General features: G+C 71.0%; 14 protein-coding genes, 1 pseudogene and 1 riboswitch. Of the genes and pseudogenes, 7 read left to right on the forward strand and 8 right to left on the reverse strand.

Annotation, left to right across the window (positions count from 1 at the left end):
• Positions 1 to 85: 85 nt before the first annotated feature.
• From OG521_05125 to OG521_05150, 6 genes are read left to right on the forward strand one after another with little or no spacing between them, the layout of a single operon-like run.
• Positions 86 to 1,039: an STM4015 family protein gene (locus tag OG521_05125; protein WUW20202.1), complete on the forward strand. Its 954-nt coding sequence runs from the start codon at positions 86 to 88 to the stop codon at positions 1,037 to 1,039.
• Positions 1,040 to 1,046: 7 nt separating this feature from the next.
• Complete coding sequence (locus OG521_05130) at positions 1,047 to 2,018, forward strand: STM4015 family protein (protein ID WUW20203.1); 972 nt, start codon at positions 1,047 to 1,049, stop codon at positions 2,016 to 2,018.
• Positions 1,999 to 3,141 carry an STM4014 family protein gene (locus tag OG521_05135; GenBank protein ID WUW20204.1) on the forward strand — a complete coding sequence of 381 codons (1,143 nt, stop codon included), beginning with the start codon at positions 1,999 to 2,001 and terminating at the stop codon, positions 3,139 to 3,141. Before OG521_05130 ends, OG521_05135 begins: the two co-directional genes overlap by 20 nt.
• 37 nt (positions 3,142 to 3,178) lie before the next feature.
• A complete protein-coding gene (locus tag OG521_05140; protein ID WUW26576.1) occupies positions 3,179 to 3,994 on the forward strand; it encodes an STM4013/SEN3800 family hydrolase in 816 nt (271 codons plus the stop codon).
• Positions 3,991 to 5,355, forward strand: a complete 1,365-nt coding sequence (locus tag OG521_05145; protein ID WUW20205.1) for an STM4012 family radical SAM protein — start codon at positions 3,991 to 3,993, stop codon at positions 5,353 to 5,355. The genes OG521_05140 and OG521_05145 overlap by 4 nt, the downstream gene beginning before the upstream one ends.
• Positions 5,356 to 5,362: 7 nt before the next feature.
• Positions 5,363 to 6,274: an STM4011 family radical SAM protein gene (locus OG521_05150; protein ID WUW20206.1), complete on the forward strand. Its 912-nt coding sequence runs from the start codon at positions 5,363 to 5,365 to the stop codon at positions 6,272 to 6,274.
• Between the two features lie 15 nt (positions 6,275 to 6,289).
• Here OG521_05150 and OG521_05155 read toward each other — a convergent pair whose 3' ends face one another.
• Complete coding sequence (locus OG521_05155; GenBank protein ID WUW20207.1) at positions 6,290 to 7,132, reverse strand: SGNH/GDSL hydrolase family protein; 843 nt, start codon at positions 7,130 to 7,132, stop codon at positions 6,290 to 6,292.
• A gap of 183 nt (positions 7,133 to 7,315) precedes the next feature.
• Positions 7,316 to 8,251, reverse strand: coding sequence for a peptidoglycan DD-metalloendopeptidase family protein (locus OG521_05160; protein WUW20208.1), 936 nt, complete (start codon positions 8,249 to 8,251; stop codon positions 7,316 to 7,318).
• Between the two features lie 5 nt (positions 8,252 to 8,256).
• A riboswitch (cyclic di-AMP (ydaO/yuaA leader) is annotated at positions 8,257 to 8,410 on the reverse strand.
• 468 nt (positions 8,411 to 8,878) lie between these two features.
• Between OG521_05160 and OG521_05165 the strand changes: the two genes are divergently transcribed.
• Positions 8,879 to 9,691 carry a tyrosine-protein phosphatase gene (locus OG521_05165; GenBank protein WUW20209.1) on the forward strand — a complete coding sequence of 271 codons (813 nt, stop codon included), beginning with the start codon at positions 8,879 to 8,881 and terminating at the stop codon, positions 9,689 to 9,691.
• A gap of 20 nt (positions 9,692 to 9,711) precedes the next feature.
• On the opposite strand, the gene OG521_05170 is transcribed toward OG521_05165, so the two are convergent.
• From OG521_05170 to hpnH, 6 genes and pseudogenes are all read right to left on the reverse strand, one after another.
• Positions 9,712 to 9,888 (reverse strand): DUF6126 family protein, encoded by a 177-nt coding sequence (locus OG521_05170; GenBank protein ID WUW20210.1) that lies wholly within the window; start codon positions 9,886 to 9,888, stop codon positions 9,712 to 9,714.
• Positions 9,889 to 9,935: 47 nt separating this feature from the next.
• On the reverse strand, positions 9,936 to 10,544 hold the full coding sequence (locus tag OG521_05175; GenBank protein ID WUW20211.1) for an XRE family transcriptional regulator: 609 nt from the start codon (positions 10,542 to 10,544) through the stop codon (positions 9,936 to 9,938).
• Positions 10,545 to 10,616: 72 nt separating this feature from the next.
• Positions 10,617 to 12,014 (reverse strand): aspartate aminotransferase family protein, encoded by a 1,398-nt coding sequence (locus tag OG521_05180; GenBank protein ID WUW20212.1) that lies wholly within the window; start codon positions 12,012 to 12,014, stop codon positions 10,617 to 10,619.
• On the reverse strand, positions 12,011 to 13,939 hold the full coding sequence (gene dxs, locus OG521_05185; protein WUW20213.1) for a 1-deoxy-D-xylulose-5-phosphate synthase: 1,929 nt from the start codon (positions 13,937 to 13,939) through the stop codon (positions 12,011 to 12,013). Before dxs ends, OG521_05180 begins: the two co-directional genes overlap by 4 nt.
• A 71-nt stretch (positions 13,940 to 14,010) precedes the next feature.
• A pseudogene (locus OG521_05190) lies at positions 14,011 to 14,160 on the reverse strand (4-hydroxy-3-methylbut-2-en-1-yl diphosphate synthase).
• Between the two features lie 85 nt (positions 14,161 to 14,245).
• Positions 14,246 to 15,265, reverse strand: a complete 1,020-nt coding sequence (gene hpnH, locus OG521_05195) for an adenosyl-hopene transferase HpnH (GenBank protein ID WUW20214.1) — start codon at positions 15,263 to 15,265, stop codon at positions 14,246 to 14,248.
• Between the last annotated feature and the right edge of the window lie 5 nt (positions 15,266 to 15,270).

The following is a 15,270-nucleotide window of genomic DNA, read 5'->3' on the forward strand; positions in this document are numbered from 1 at the left end:
GGCGGAGCCCGGTCGCCGCGTTGTCAGTGGGACTTGATAGACCTTGCGGACATCAACCCGTCGCCGTCATCAGGAGCTCAGGGCCATGTCCGGTGTGCACCACCTGCACGAGTTGCTCGGCCTTCCGGCCGTCGATTTCCAGACCGGGACGGAGGACGGCCCCCGGCCCGCCGCCGACGCGGTGGCCTGGCGCGTCTTCGTCGAGCCGTACGAGGACGAGGACCGCACCTGGGAGCAGGAGTTCACCGCCTTTCTGGAGGAGGTGGACCCGGCCGGCGTCCGTGCGCTGATCATCGGGCAGTGGGGCGAGTCGTACGAGGAGGACTCGTCGTACCCGATCGGTCTCGTGATCGCCGCCGCCGAGCGGCTGACGTCGCTGGAGGCGGTGTTCGTCGGCGACCTGACGATGGAGGAGGCGGAGATCTCGTGGATCCAGCAGAGCGATGTCACCGCACTCCTCACCGCTTTCCCGGCGCTGCTGGAGCTGGGGGTGCGCGGCGGGAGCGGGCTCGTCTTCCCGGCCACCGAGCACGAGCGGCTGCGTGCGCTCACCGTCGAGACGGGCGGACTGCCGGTGGAGGTGGTGCGCGGGGTTCTCGACAGTGAACTGCCCGCGCTGGAGCGCCTCGACCTGTGGCTCGGCGTCTCCGCCTACGGGGGCGACACCGATGTCACGCATCTCGCACCGCTGCTGTCGGGGACGCGTTTTCCGGCTCTGCACCATCTCGGTCTGCGCAACAGCGAGGTGGAGAACGAGATCGCGACCGCCGTCGCATCGGCGCCGCTCGTGGCCCGGCTGCGCACCCTCGACCTGTCCTGCGGCACGCTCGGCGACGAGGGTGCGGCGGCACTGCTGGAGGGCCAGCCGCTGACGCATCTCGATGTCCTCGATCTGCACCACCACTTCCTGACCGAGCCGATGGAGCGCCGGGTCGCGGAGTCGCTGGAGCCGCACGGGGTGCGGGTGGACCTGTCGGACCGCTGCAAGCCGTGGGGCGACCGCGGGGCCGCGGGCCGCTACGTCACGGTGTCGGAGTGAGAGCGCGATGACGGACATCGAGCACCCCGGCACCTTCCACGGCCTGCCGGTCTTCACCCTGCCGCCGGCGGCGGACGATGTGTCCGCGGCGTCCCTGCCCGCGGCGGACTCCGTGGCCTGGCGGCTGGACTGTGCCTGGGAGGAGCCGGCCTTCCCCGGGGTCTGGCGGCGTTTCCTGGACTCCGTCGACCCGGCCGGGGTCCGTGCGCTGCTGATCGGCCCCTGGTGGGTCGAGGACTACGGCTCCTTCGCTCCGGTGGCGGAGCTGATCAGCGCGGACGCGAGCCGCTTCCCGGCGTTGCGCGGGCTGTTCCTGGCCGATGTCGTCGGCGAGGAGTGCGAGGTGTCCTGGCTGGAGATGTCGGACGTCACCGCGCTGATCGATGCGTTCCCCCACCTGGAGGAGCTGGTGGTGCGCGGCGGCGGGGAGGCGGACCACACGCTGGGGAGACTGCGGCTGCGCCCGGTGCGCCATCAGGCGCTGAAGTCGCTGCGGTTCGAGTCCGGAGGTCTGCCCGGGCCCGTCGTCCGCGCGGTCGGCGCGAGCGAACTGCCCGCGCTGGAGCGGCTGGAGCTCTGGTTCGGTGCCTCGTGGTACGGCGGTGACGCCACCGTGGAGGACATGAGGCCGCTCCTCGCGGGCGGCGGCTTTCCCCGGCTGCGCCATCTCGGCCTCCAGAACAGCGAGATCCAGGACGAGATCGCCGCGGCAGTGGCGTCCGCGCCGGTCGTCGCGCAGTTGGAGTCGCTCTCGCTCGCCATGGGAACGCTCAGCGACACGGGCGCCCTGGCCCTGCTCGACGGTCAGCCGCTCACCCATCTGACCTCGCTCGACCTGCACCACCACTACCTCACCGATCCGGTGATGGCGCGCGCCCGTGAGCTGTGTGCCCGCGAGGGCGTCCACGTGGACCTCGACGAGGCGGACTACTGGGATCCCGAGGACGACGAGCCCCGTTATGTCGCGGTCAGCGAGTAGCGCGCCGCGCCTGGTGGTCGTCGGCAATCCCGGCAACCGCCGGGTCGGCCTCTTCCAGGACGCGGTGCGGGCCGCCGGGCTGCCGCCGGCCCGTACGGTGTCGTGGCTCGACGTCCTGAAGGGCGACGCGGTCTTCCGGGCCGGGGAGACCGTGCGTGTCGAGTCGCCTGGCGAGGACGCCGAGGTCGAGCGGCTGCTGCGCGATGTCGACGACCCGACCCGGGTGGAGGGCTCGGCCCTCTGGTACGCACGCTTCACCTCCGCCGTACGAGAGGTGGCCCGGGCGGCGACGGCCGCGGGCGCCGTCCTGCTGGACGGCCCCGGCGACATCGCGGTGCTGTTCGACAAGCGGCTGTGCCACGGTGTCCTGGCCGCGGCGGGCGTCCCCGTTCCCGCATCGCCCACATCGGGACCGGCCGCGCCCGCCGTGCGGGACTGGGCCGATGTGCGTGAGCTGATGGCGGACCACCGCATGCCGCGCGTGTTCGTGAAGCCCGCGCACGGGTCCTCCGCGTCCGGGGTGATGGCCCTGGAGACGGCCGGCCCCGGCCGGGTCCGGGCGACCACCTCGGTCGAGCGCGACCCGGCCGGCCGCCTCTACAACTCCCTCCGGGTACGCCGCTGCACGACGGAGCGCGAGGTCGCGGCGATCGTCGACGCGCTCGCGCCGGACGGTCTGCACGTCGAACGGTGGCTGCCGAAGGCCTCGCAGCGGGGCCGGGTCGCGGATCTGCGCGTCGTGGTGGTCGACGGCCGCGCCACCCATGCCGTCGTCCGCACCAGCCGCTCCCCCATGACCAATCTGCATCTCGGCGGCGCCCGCGGCGATCTGGACGAGGTGCGGGCCGCCGTCGCGGCGGCGGGCGGCAGCTGGGCCGGGGCGCTGGCCGTGTGCGAGCAGGCCGCCGCCGCCTTCCCGGACACGCTGTGCGTGGGCGTCGATCTGCTGCCCGCGACCGGCTGGCGGCGTTTCGCCGTCGGCGAGGTCAACGCCTTCGGTGATCTGCTGCCGCGGCTGACCGGTCTGCCGGGCAGCGGCGCCGAGGGCCTGGACACCTACGCGGCGCAGGTCGCCGCCGTACTGAACCGATCAAGGAACCACCGTGTCAGCGCACCGTCCTGAACCCCCCTCCGGCGTCATGGCCGCCACCGGTCCCGACATGAGCGAGGTCGTGGGCAGCCACGATCTGCTGCTCGTCACCCTGGACACCCTGCGGTACGACGTGGCGGCGGAGCTCGCCGCCGCCGGGCGCATCCCGCATCTGGCCCGGCATCTTCCGGGCGGCGTGTGGGAGAAGCGCCACGCCCCGGGCAGCTTCACCTTCGCCTCGCACCAGGCGATCTTCGCCGGGTTCCTGCCCACCCCCGCCTCCCCCGGCCCGCACCCCCGGCTGTTCGCCGCACGGTTCGCCGGCAGTGAGACGACGGCGGAGCGCACCTACGTCTTCGACACGCCCGATCTGGTCTCGGGCCTCGCGCGGACCGGCTATCGAACGGTGTGCATCGGCGGAGTGGGGTTCTTCAACCAACGGGCGCCACTGGGCTCGGTGCTGCCCGGAATGTTCCAGGAGGCGCACTGGGAGCCGGAGTTCGGTGTCGCCTCGCCGACCTCGTTCGAGGCCCAGGTGGCCCGCGCCGAGCAGGTGGTCGGAGAGCTCCCGGCCGGCCAGAGGCTCTTCCTCTTCGTGAACGTGTCGGCCCTGCACCAGCCGAACTGGTTCCACCGCCCGGGTGCCACCCGCGACGCGGGCGACACCCGCGCCACCCACGCCGCCGCACTGGAGTACGTGGACGCCCACATCGGGCGCCTCTTCGCCGCCGTGAGCAGTCGCCGCCGCGCCTTCGCCATCGTCTGCTCCGACCACGGCACGGCGTACGGCGACGACGGCTACACCGGTCACCGGCTCGGTCACGAGTCCGTGTGGACCGTTCCGTACGCGCACTTCTTCCTGGAACCGGGGGCCTCCGCACGATGACCGGCCTGCACACCGTCCGCCCGTACCAGAGCTACGTCTACGCCTATCCGCACAAGACGGCGTACAGCAGACTCTCCGAGCACCCCGAGGGGCGGCCCGCGCTGAGCGAGCTGTGGGCGGGTGAGCGCAAGGACGCGCTCTCGCTCTATCTCCACATACCCTTCTGCGAGGTCCGCTGCGGCTTCTGCAACCTCTTCACCCGGATCGGCGCGCCGGACGAGCTCACCACCCGCTACCTCGACGCGCTGGACCGGCAGGCGTCGGCCGTGCGGGACGCCCTGGGCGACGAGGAACCGGTGCGCTTCGCCGCCGCCGCGTTCGGCGGCGGGACACCCACGTACCTGACGGCGGGCGAGCTGGAGCGGCTGTGCGACATCGCGGAGAAGCGCATGGGCGCCGATCTGCGCTCCGTGCCGCTGTCCGTGGAGACCTCGCCGTCGACCGCCACCGCCGACCGGCTGGCCGTCCTGGCCGACCGGGGGACGACCAGGATCAGCATCGGGGTGCAGAGCTTCGTCGAGGCCGAGGCCCGGGCGGCGGTCCGTCCGCAGCGCCGCGCCGATGTGGAGAAGGCCCTCGGACTGATCAGGGAGACCCGCATCCCGCTCCTCAACATCGACCTGATCTACGGCATCGACGGCCAGACCGGGCGCAGCTGGCGCACCTCACTGGACGCGGCCCTGGAGTGGCGGCCCGAGGAGCTGTATCTGTACCCGCTGTACGTGCGTCCGCTGACCGGTCTGGGCCGGCTCGGGGCCGCCGGGGAGGCGGTGGCGGACGCGGCCTGGGACGAGCAGCGGCTGCGGCTGTACCGGGCCGGCCGCGATCATCTCCTCTCCCACGGCTACGAGCAGGTGTCGATGCGCATGTTCCGCCGCGCGGACGCCCCGCGGACGGACGGCCCCGACGACTACGCCTGCCAGACGGACGGCATGATCGGCCTGGGCTGCGGCGCCCGTTCGTACACCTCGCGGCTGCACTACTCCTTCGACTACGCGGTGGAGATGCGCGAGGTGCGGGCGATCATCGACGGCTACACCGCCACCGAGGACTTCTCGCACGCGGAGGTGGGACGGTTCACCGACGGGGACGAGGCGCGCCGCCGTCACCTCCTGCAGTCCGTGCTGCAGGCCGAGGGGCTGCACGTGTCCGAGTACCGCGAGCGTTTCGGTACGTCGCCCCACGAGGACTTCCCCGAGGAGCTGGCGCGGTTCGGGGACCGGGGCTGGCTCGACGCGGGCGCGGCGGCCGGCGGCCTGCTGCGGCTGTCCCCCGAGGGCCTCGCCCACTCCGACGCGCTGGGCCCCGACCTCTTCTCCCCCGCCGTACGGGCCGCGATGGCCGCGTACGAGCTGAAGTGAGCCCCGTATGGACCTGACGATCCTCTACCGCGGCCCCCTCGCGTCGTGCGACTACGACTGCCCCTACTGCCCGTTCGCCAAGCGGCGTGACAGCCGGGAGCAGCTGCGGGCCGACCGGGCCGCGCTGGAGCGGTTCACGGCGTGGGCGGCGGCGCAGACCGGGGACCGGATCTCGGTGCTGTTCACACCGTGGGGCGAGGGCCTGGTGCGCTCCTGGTACCGCCGGGCACTGGTCGAGCTGTCCCGGCTGCCGCACATCCGCCGGGTGGCGATCCAGACGAACCTCAGCGGCCGTACGCAGTGGCTGGCCGCCGCGGGCGCGGCGGGCCGCGACAAGATCGCGCTCTGGTGCACGTACCACCCGGGCCAGACACCGTACGAGCGTTTCCTCGCCCGGTGCGGGGAGCTGGCGTCCCTGGGGATCCGGCACAGCGTGGGGGTGGTCGGTCTCGACGGCCATCTCGACGAGGCGCGGCGGCTGCGGGCGGCCCTGCCCGACGAGGTCTACCTCTGGGTCAACGCCGCCGAGGGGCACACCTACACGGACGAGGAGGCGGACCGGTGGACGGCGGTCGACCCGCTGTTCCCGTACAGCCGCCATCCGCACCGCTCGGCCGGTCTGCCGTGCCGGACCGGTGAGTCGGTGATCTCGGTGGACGGTGACGGCACGGTGCGCCGCTGCCATTTCGTCCGGGCCGAGCTCGGCAATCTCTACGACGGCAGCTACCGCCGGGCGCTGGGGCCGCGGGCCTGCCCGCTGGCCGTCTGCGACTGCCACATCGGCTATGTGCACCTGGAGACGCTGCCGCTGTACGACGTCTTCGCGGGCGGTGTACTGGAGCGCATACCGGCGACGCCCCCGCCGGCGTCAGTCCCCCCGGGCACCCCGGCCGGTGGTCCGGGTGCCCGGGGGGACTGAGGACAGCGGGGTCCCTCAGAGAGGCAGCAGGTCGGGCCGCTTGGCCCCGACGTGGTCCCCCGAGGACTCGCCGCGCAACCGCCTGCCGATCCACGGGACCAGGTACTCGCGCGCCCAGTGGATGTCGTCGCGCCGTACTTCGAATGTTCCGCGCTGCACCTGCGGCGGCCACGCCTGGTCCGGGTCGGCCGGCACGTCGAGGCCGAGGACCTGGGCGGCGCGCAGCGCGACCCGGGTGTGTCCCTCGGGCGACAGGTGCAGCCGGTCGTCGTCCCAGGCCCGCCGGTCCTGCACCGAGCGCAGGGACCAGAGGTCGAGGACCGGGCAGTCGTAGCGGTCGGCGATGGACCGCACATGGGCCGTGTAGGTGGCGATCTTGCCGCGCAGATGGCGCAGCACGGGAACGTTGCGGGTGTCGAAGCCGGTGGTGACCATGACGGTGCCGACCGACCTGGTCAGTTCGGCGACCGCGCGCTCGAAGCGTTCGGCCACGTCGTCGGGGTCGGTGCCCGGCCGGATGATGTCGTTGCCGCCCGCGCAGAAGCTCACCAGATCGGGGGCGAGTTCCCTGGCGCGCGGCACCTGCTCCTCGACTATCTGGTCGAGGAGGCGTCCTCGTACGGCGAGATTGGCGTATCGGAAATTCCCGTGCGCGGGGCCCGTGGCGCCCGTCGCGCCGGTGCCCGGGAGCTGGTCCGCGAGGAGTACCGCGAACCGGTCGGCCCAGCCGACGAACGTTCCGTCCGGGCCGGGGTCGCCGACTCCCTCGGTGAAGCTGTCGCCAATCGCCGCGTACGACCCGATGGCGCCCTGTCTGTTGTTGACGCCCTGCTGGATGTTGTTCGAATCGTCTGCCACAAGGGCTTATCCTGCACCGCCGAATGTGACCTACGCGACCGTAATAAGGGGTTGACGGGTGGTGAGATAGACCACCCGGTCAGTTTTTGGTAAAGGGGGAATAAGCAGAGGGACGGTGCGCCGCCGCACACCGTCCCTCTATGCATTGCTCAGGCCCGGATCACCGGACCGGTGGTTGCTGGATCAGACGTTGATCCCGTGCGACGCCAGGTAGGCGATCGGGTCGATGTCCGAGCCGTACGCCGGGCCCGTGCGGACCTCGAAGTGGAGGTGCGGGCCGGTGGCGTTGCCGGTGGCGCCGGAGAGGCCGACCTGCTGGCCCGCGGTCACGGTCTGGCCCGCCGAGACGGAGAGCGAGGACATGTGGCCGTACTGCGAGTAGTGGCCGTCGGCGTGCTTGATGACGACCTCGTTGCCGTACGCGCCGCCCCAGCCGGCGGTGACGACGGTGCCGGAGGTGATGGCCTTCACGCTCGTGCCGGTGGCGACGGGGAAGTCGATGCCGGTGTGGCTGCCGCTGGACCAGCTGGCGCCGGAGGCACGGTAGGCGGTGGTGTGGTTGCCCGGGACCGGGTGGACGTAGCCGGAGCTGTCGCTCTGGGTCGCCGGGGCCGAGGTCTCCTTGGAGGAGGAGGCGTCGGAGGAGGACGAGTTGGAGACCGTGGAGGCCTTCGTCTCGGTCTTCGCCGGGGCCTTGGAGGGGGCCTTCGACGGGGTGGTGGCGCCGGTGGAGGTCTGCGCCGCGGACTTGCCGCCGAGCGTCAGCTTCATGCCCGGGAAGATCAGGCTCGGGTCGTCGCCGACGACCTTGCGGTTGTCCTGGTACAGCTTCTCCCAGCCGCCCTTGAGCTTGTGCTGGGCGGCGATCTTCGAGAGGTAGTCGCCGGAGACCACGGAGTACGTCCTGGAGCCGGCCTGCTCCTTCGCCACCGGCTTGGCCGGGGTGGCGTGCGTGGCGGCGGCCGACTTCGAGGTCGCGGGAGCGGCCTGCTCCGCGGCGTTGGCACCGGTGGCGCCGAGCAGCGGAAGCGCGATGACGGCTCCGCCGGCACTCGCGACGACGACGCCACGGGCGATGGTGCTGGACTTGGGACGGCGGTGCTTACCCGATATGGGCATGAAGGTTTTCCTCTCCGGCGCCTGCGAGGTGAGCTGTCGGGTTCGGACTGGAGATGTCCGGTCGCGACTGGCGCGACTTCACCCCGAGCCGGCCGGATTACCCGGTCGGCGGCTTACCTGGTTCCCCCGCTCCTGCCACGCGGTGAGTGGGTGCGAATTCCGGACGGCGGCAGGATTAGGCGGTCCGTCCGGATTGACAGCGAACGTAAGCGAGCCGGGACGGCGGAAACAAGCCACGGGTTCCTCATCGGATTCCGGGCCGGAAATTCGGTGCGGAATTCCGGTCACACTCCGTGGATTACGGATCTTGGCTTTCCGCGCGGTGCACGGACTACCCCACCGCGGCATCACCACACACCGTCACGGATATGATCCCGCTCACGAGAGGGTCATCATCTCCCGCATAAGCGGGGCATGTTCGACTAAATGCCTCAATACGGACATGTCATGCCCACCGCCCTCCCCCGATCGGGACATCCACCCGGGACCGACCCCCGCGCGAGGGGGTCGGAGCAGGCGCGAAACGGGGGCGTGACCGAGATGATTGTCCGAGGAATCAATGTCGTATCGTCACGAGAGTGGACCCGTCGGCGACACGCGCCGGTGGCAGAGCCTCCAGGAGTGACCGTGACGCAGCAGCTGCCGCAGACCCCGTCGACGGAGCCCGAGCTGGCGGGTGTCCGCAATTTCCGTGACGTGGGCGGGCTGCCCACCTCGGACGGCCGCCGGGTGCGGTTCGGGCGGCTCTACCGCAGTGGCCACCTGGCGCACGCCACGGCCGAGGACGCCGCGTTCCTCGGGACCCTGGGGCTGCACACCGTCTTCGACTTCCGCAACGTCGCCGACCACAAGCTGGACGGCCTGGACGTCGAGCTGCCGGGCGTCCGCAACGTGAGCATTCCGCTCAGCGACCCGGCGGACGGCGCGGAGTTCTGGCGGATGGTGCGCGACGGCAACATGGACGAGCTGCGGTCGATCCTCGCCGACGGCAAGGGGACGCACCGCATGGTCGCCTCCTACCGCCGGATCATCCTGGACCGCACGGCCGAGCACAGCCGGGTGCTGCACGCCCTGGCCGAGGACAGCATGCCCGCCCTGATGCACTGCGCCGCGGGCAAGGACCGCGCGGGGATCTCGATCGCGGTGTCCCTGCTGGCCGTCGGCGTCGAGCGCGAGGCCATCGAGGGCGACTACCTCAAGTCCAACGACGCACACCGCCGCTACAAGGTCACCCGCAGCGACACCTCCCCCGCCGGCATGTCGCCCGAGGTGATGGAGCTGCTCAATCCGCTCTTCGGCGCCCACCCCGACTACCTGGCCGCGTCCTTCGCCACCATCGACGAGACCTGGGGCAGCACCGAGCGCTACCTCTCCGACGGCCTGAAGATCACTCCCGAGACCCGGGAGCGGCTGCGCGAGCGCCTGCTCGACGAGGCCTAGGCGGTCCGCCGGGCCCCCGCCTACTGGTTGTGCATCCCCACCGCGAACAGCAGGTAGAGGAAGCCCGCGATGACGTGCCCGGCCACCAGATAGGCGAAGAGCCTGATGACGAGCCCGCGGGGCATCTTCTTCTCCTGCGGGTCGTAGTTCTTGGGCCGGCCCGGGCCGAGCGGGTCGTAGTTCTCGGAATCGGACATGAGAAGTCCTCTCTGGCGGCCGGTGGGCCGGTGGCGGGGACGGCGCCTCAGCGTCGGTGGATCCCGCTGCCGAGGCACAGCTCGGCGGCGGGGCTCTGCAGCAGGGTGTGGACGAAGAGCAGCTCGGCACCGTCGTGGTCCAGGGCCGCGATCCGGTGCGGGGTGAGCGAGTCGAAGTGCGCGCTGTCCCCGGGTGCGAGGTCGTGCACGGTCTCCCCGAGGGTCACCCGGAGGTGCCCGGCCAGGACGTACAGCCACTCCTCGCCGGGATGGACGCGCACCAGGTCGCCCTGGGCGCCGTGCGGGACCCGGACCCGCAGCGCCTGCATCGCACGGCCGGAACCGCCGGCCTGCTGGTACATCCAGCCGTCGGCCTCGGCGCCCTCGAATCTGCGGCCGCGGACGATCGCGTCACGTTCCGGGGGGACCTCGCCGAGCAGCTCGGAGACCGTCGTACCGTAGATCCTGGCGAGACCGAGCAGCATCGGCAGCGAGGGCTGCCGCCGGCCCGTTTCGAGCCGGGAGAGGTGAGCCGGCGAGAGCCCGGCCCGCTGGGCGGCGGTCTCCAGGGTGAGACCACGGCTGCGGCGCAGATCGCGCAGGCGCGGTGCGACCCCGGGCAGCTCATCGGCCGCCCCTCCTTCTGGAGGATTCATGCCTCCATTGGGCCAGGATCTTTCCTCGGAGGCAAATTTCTTGCCTCCGAGGCAAAACCACCACCCGGCCGGTCAGCGGTTGGCGACGGCCTGCTTCACCAGGGTCCGGCCGAAGTCCCACATCAGCCCGCCGCCACTGTGCGCGTCGTCCATGACGGCCGTGAACGCGGCCACGAAACGGTCCACGTCCGCCTCGTCGATCACCAGCGGCGGAATCAGCTTGATCACTTCCAGGTGGTCGCCGGAGACCTGCGTCAGGATCCGGTGCTTCTGGAGGAGCGGCACGACCACCATCTGCGCGAAGAGTCCCTTGCGGGCCGCCTGCAGCATGGTCCAGCGGCTGCGCAGCTTCAGTGACGTGGGCCGGCCGAACTCGATGCCGATCATCAGCCCGCGCCCGCGCACCTCGTACAGCAGCTCGTACCGGTCGACCAGCGCCGCCAGCCGTTCGCGCAGCAGGTCGCCGATGCGCCGGGCGTGCGCCACCGTCTCCTCGTCCTCCATCACCGAGAGGACCGCGAGTCCGGCCGCCATCGCCTGGGCGTTGGAGCCGAAGCTCGCCGAGTGGACCAGGACCCGGTCCATCGAGGAGTAGACGCGTTTGAAGATCCAGTCCTTGCCGAGCGTCGCCCCGACCGGCACATATCCGCCGGAGAGCGCCTTGGCGACACAGACCAGGTCCGGTTCCACCCCGTCCTCGTGCTGGTACGCGTAGAAGTCCCCGGTCCTGCCCAGACCGGTCTGCACCTCGTCCGCGATGAGCAGTGCCTTGTGCTTGTGCAGCAGTTCCTGGGCCTCCCGCAGGAAGCCGGGCGGCGAGGCGTGCACCCCCTTGCCCTGGATCGGCTCGACGACCAGCCCGGCCACGTCGCCGCGCCTGAGCTCACGGCGCAGGCCGTCGAGATCACCGAGCTCGATGGCGGTGTCGGGCAGCAGCGGGGCGAAGCCGTCACGGAAACCGTCCTCGCCGTTGACCGAGAGGGATCCGGTGGTCAGCCCGTGGAAGGCGTGCGTGCAGTACAGGATCCTCGGCTTCCCGGTGGCGTACCGGGCGAACTTGAGGGCCGTCTCCACCGCTTCCGTACCGCTGTTCCCGAAGAACACCCGGTCCAGGTGCGGGCTGTGCGTGAGCAGCTTCTCGGCCAGCAGGCCCGGCAGGGGCTGGCAGTCGAAGCGGGTGAGGTCGGCGAGCGAGGCATCCAGGACGTCGTGCAGCGCCTTGCGTACGACGGGGTGGTGCCGGCCGAGCCCCATCACCCCGAAGCCGGCGAGCATGTCCAGGTAGTCGTTGCCCTCCGCGTCCCAGAAGTGCGCACCCTCGGCCCGTTCGTAGACCTTGTCGAAGCCGATGGTGTGCAGCATGCGCGGGAGCTGGTGGTTGAGGTGCTTGGTGTGCAGCTCGTAGCGTTCGGCGCCGCGCTCCGCGAGGAGCTGTGCCAGATCGAAGCCCTTGGGCCCGTCGTCGTTCATGCCCCGCTCTCCTTGTGACCGTTGCCCTGGGTGTGCCGCCCCTTGCCCGTGGCCGCTTCCCTGGCGGCCAGTGCGGCGCTGATCCGGCCCGCGATCTCGACCGGGGTGAGTCCGATGTCGGCCAGGACCTCGGCCCGTTTGCCGTGGGCCAGGAACTGCTCGGGAATGCCGAACGTGCGCAGCGGTACGTCGGCCCCGGCGTCCCGCAGCGCCTGCCCGACGGCCGAGCCGACGCCTCCGGCCCGGCTGTTGTCCTCGACGACGGCGACGAGCCGGTGCCGCGCGGCGAGCGGGGCCAGTTCCGCGTCGACCGGCTTGACCCAGCGCGGATCCACCACGGTGCAGCGGATTCCGCCGCCGGCCAACAGGTCGGCGGCCCGGAGACAGACGGCGGCCATCACCCCGACCGCGACGAGCAGCACATCGGCCTCCTCCGCGCGGTGCAGGACGTCCATGCCGCCGACCCTGCCGAGGGCGGGTACCGGCTCCCCCACCGACTCCTTCGGGAACCGGATCAGGGTGGGCGCGTCGTCGACGTCGACGGCCTCGCGCAGCTCGGCCCGCAGCTGGTCGGCGTCACGGGGGGCCGCGATCCGGAGCCCGGGCACGACCTGGAGCAGGGACAGGTCCCACATGCCGTTGTGGGAGGCCCCGTCCGTTCCGGTGATCCCGGCGCGGTCGAGGACGAACGTCACGCCGCACCTGTGCAGGGCGACGTCCATCAGCAGCTGGTCGAAGGCCCGGTTGAGGAAGGTGGCGTAGACGGCGACGACCGGGTGCAGTCCCCCGGTGGCGAGTCCGGCGGCCGATACGGTCGCGTGCTGCTCGGCGATCCCCACGTCCCAGACCCGGTCGGGGAACGTCTCGGCGAACTTCGTCAGTCCGACGGGGTGCAGCATCGCCGCCGTGATCGCGACGACGTCCGGCCGCTCCGCGCCGATCGCGGCGATCTCGTCACCGAACACGGAGGTCCAGGAGGGACCGGCCGCCGGGGCGAGCGGGGCACAGGTCAGCGGGTCCATCGCGCCGACGGTGTGGAAACGGTCGGCGTCGTCCTCCAGGGCGGGGGCGTAGCCGCGGCCCTTCTCCGTGATGCAGTGCACGAGCACGGGCCCGTGGAAGCGTTTCGCGCGCTGGAGCGCGGACTCGACGGCGGCGGTGTCGTGCCCGTCGACCGGTCCGACGTACTTCAGCCCGAGGTCCTCGAACATGCCCTGCGGGGCGAAGGTGTCCTTGAACCCCTTCTTGGCCCCGTGCAGCGACTCGTACAGCGGCTGCCCGATGACGGGGGTCTGCTGCAGGACGCCCTTGCCCCAGGAGAGGAAGCGCTCGTAGCCGTCCGTGGTGCGCAGGGTCGCCAGGTGGTCGGCGAGGCCGCCGATGGTCGGGGCGTAGGAGCGTTCGTTGTCGTTGACGACGATGATCAGCGGCCGGTCTCCGGCGGCGGCGATGTTGTTCAGCGCCTCCCAGGCCATGCCACCGGTCAGGGCCCCGTCGCCGATGACCGCGACGACGTGGTCGGGGCGGCCCAGCACCTCGTTCGCCTTGGCGAGCCCGTCGGCCCAGCCGAGCACGGTGGAGGCGTGCGAGTTCTCGATGACGTCGTGCTCGGACTCCTCGCGGGAGGGATAGCCGGAGAGGCCGCCCTTGCTGCGCAGCTTGGAGAAGTCCTGCCTCCCGGTGAGGAGCTTGTGCACGTAGCTCTGGTGTCCGGTGTCCCACAGGATGCGGTCCACCGGTGAGTCGAAGACCCGGTGCAGGGCGATGGAGAGCTCCACCACCCCGAGGTTGGGGCCCAGATGGCCACCGGTCCTGGCCACGGCCTGGACCAGGAACTTCCTGATGTCCTCGGCGAGTTCGCCGAGCTGTGGTTCGTTGAGCCTCTTGAGATCGTGCGGCCCCCGGATGGTCTGCAGCAGCGTCATGCCCGGGCCCCCTCTCTGGTCCTGTTTCAGCTCACGGTGACGGCGGGGACCCCCGAGGGTGTCCCCGCGCCGTCCATGCCCTCCGGACCCGCACTCACCTGATCGGCCAGCTCGTACGCATCCACCTGCGCACGGCCGCGCGACGGGCAGGACACGGTCTCCAGCCGCCGCTGCTTCAGGTTCAGCGACTCCAGGATCTGCACCACCGACCCGACCTGGATGCGCCGCGAGGGGCGGCGCATCGCCTGCGGCCGGGCCGGCAGCCCGGGGAGACCCGGTGGGACCGGCTCTCCGGCGGTCGTCAGATCACCGGTTCCCGCCGATGGTCTCCCGCGCCGCACGCAGGGACTCCTTCAGCGACCCCATGGTGGCGAGTACGGCGGTGGGCTCGTAGCCGCAGTGCGCCATGCAGTTGGCGCAGCGCGGGTCCTTGCCCCGGCCGTACTTGTCCCAGTCGGTCTCCTCGATGAGTTCCCGGTACGTAGGGACGTAGCCGTCGCTCATCAGGTAGCAGGGCCGCTGCCAGCCGAACAGCGAGTAGTTGGGAATGGCCCACGCCGTGCAGGGGAAGTCCGCCTTGCCCTCCAGGAAGTCCAGGAAGAGCGGCGAGTGGTTGAGGCGCCACCTGGCCCGGTTGCCGCCCGCGAAGGACTTCTTGAACAGCTCGCGGGTCTGCTCGACACCCAGGAAGTGCTCCTGGTCGGGCGCCTTCTCGTACGCGTAGGCGGGCGAGATCATCATCTCGTCGACCTTCAGGTCGTCATTGAGGTAGTTGAGGACCTCGATGATGGTCTGGGGCGTGTCGGTGTTGAAGAAGGTCGAGTTGGTGGTGACCCGGAAGCCGCGGCGCTTGGCCTCCTTGATCGCCGCCACCGCCTCGTCGAACACCCCTTCCTTGGCGACGGATTCGTCGTGGCGCTCGCGCAGTCCGTCGATGTGGACGGCGAAGGCGAAGTAGGGCGACGGGGTGAATTTCTCGATCTTCTTGCGCAGCAGCATCGCGTTGGTGCAGAGGAAGACGTATTTCCTCTTCGCCACCAGCTGCCGCACGATCTCGTCGATCTGCGGGTGCATCAGCGGCTCGCCACCCGCGATGGAGACCATCGGGGCGCCGGATTCGAGCACGGCGCCGACGGCCTGGGCCACCGGCATGCGCTGCTTGAGGACTCCGGCCGGATGCTGGATCTTCCCGCAGCCCTCGCAGGCGAGATTGCAGGCGAACAAGGGCTCCAGTTCGACGATCAGCGGGAACTTCTCCCGCTTTCGGAGCTTCTGTTCAATGAGGTACGTCGCAACCTTGATGGACTGACGGAGCGGCATGGCCATCTAGC

The sequence above is a fragment of the Streptomyces sp. NBC_01463 genome (genome assembly GCA_036227345.1).
Lineage (GTDB): Bacteria > Actinomycetota > Actinomycetes > Streptomycetales > Streptomycetaceae > Streptomyces.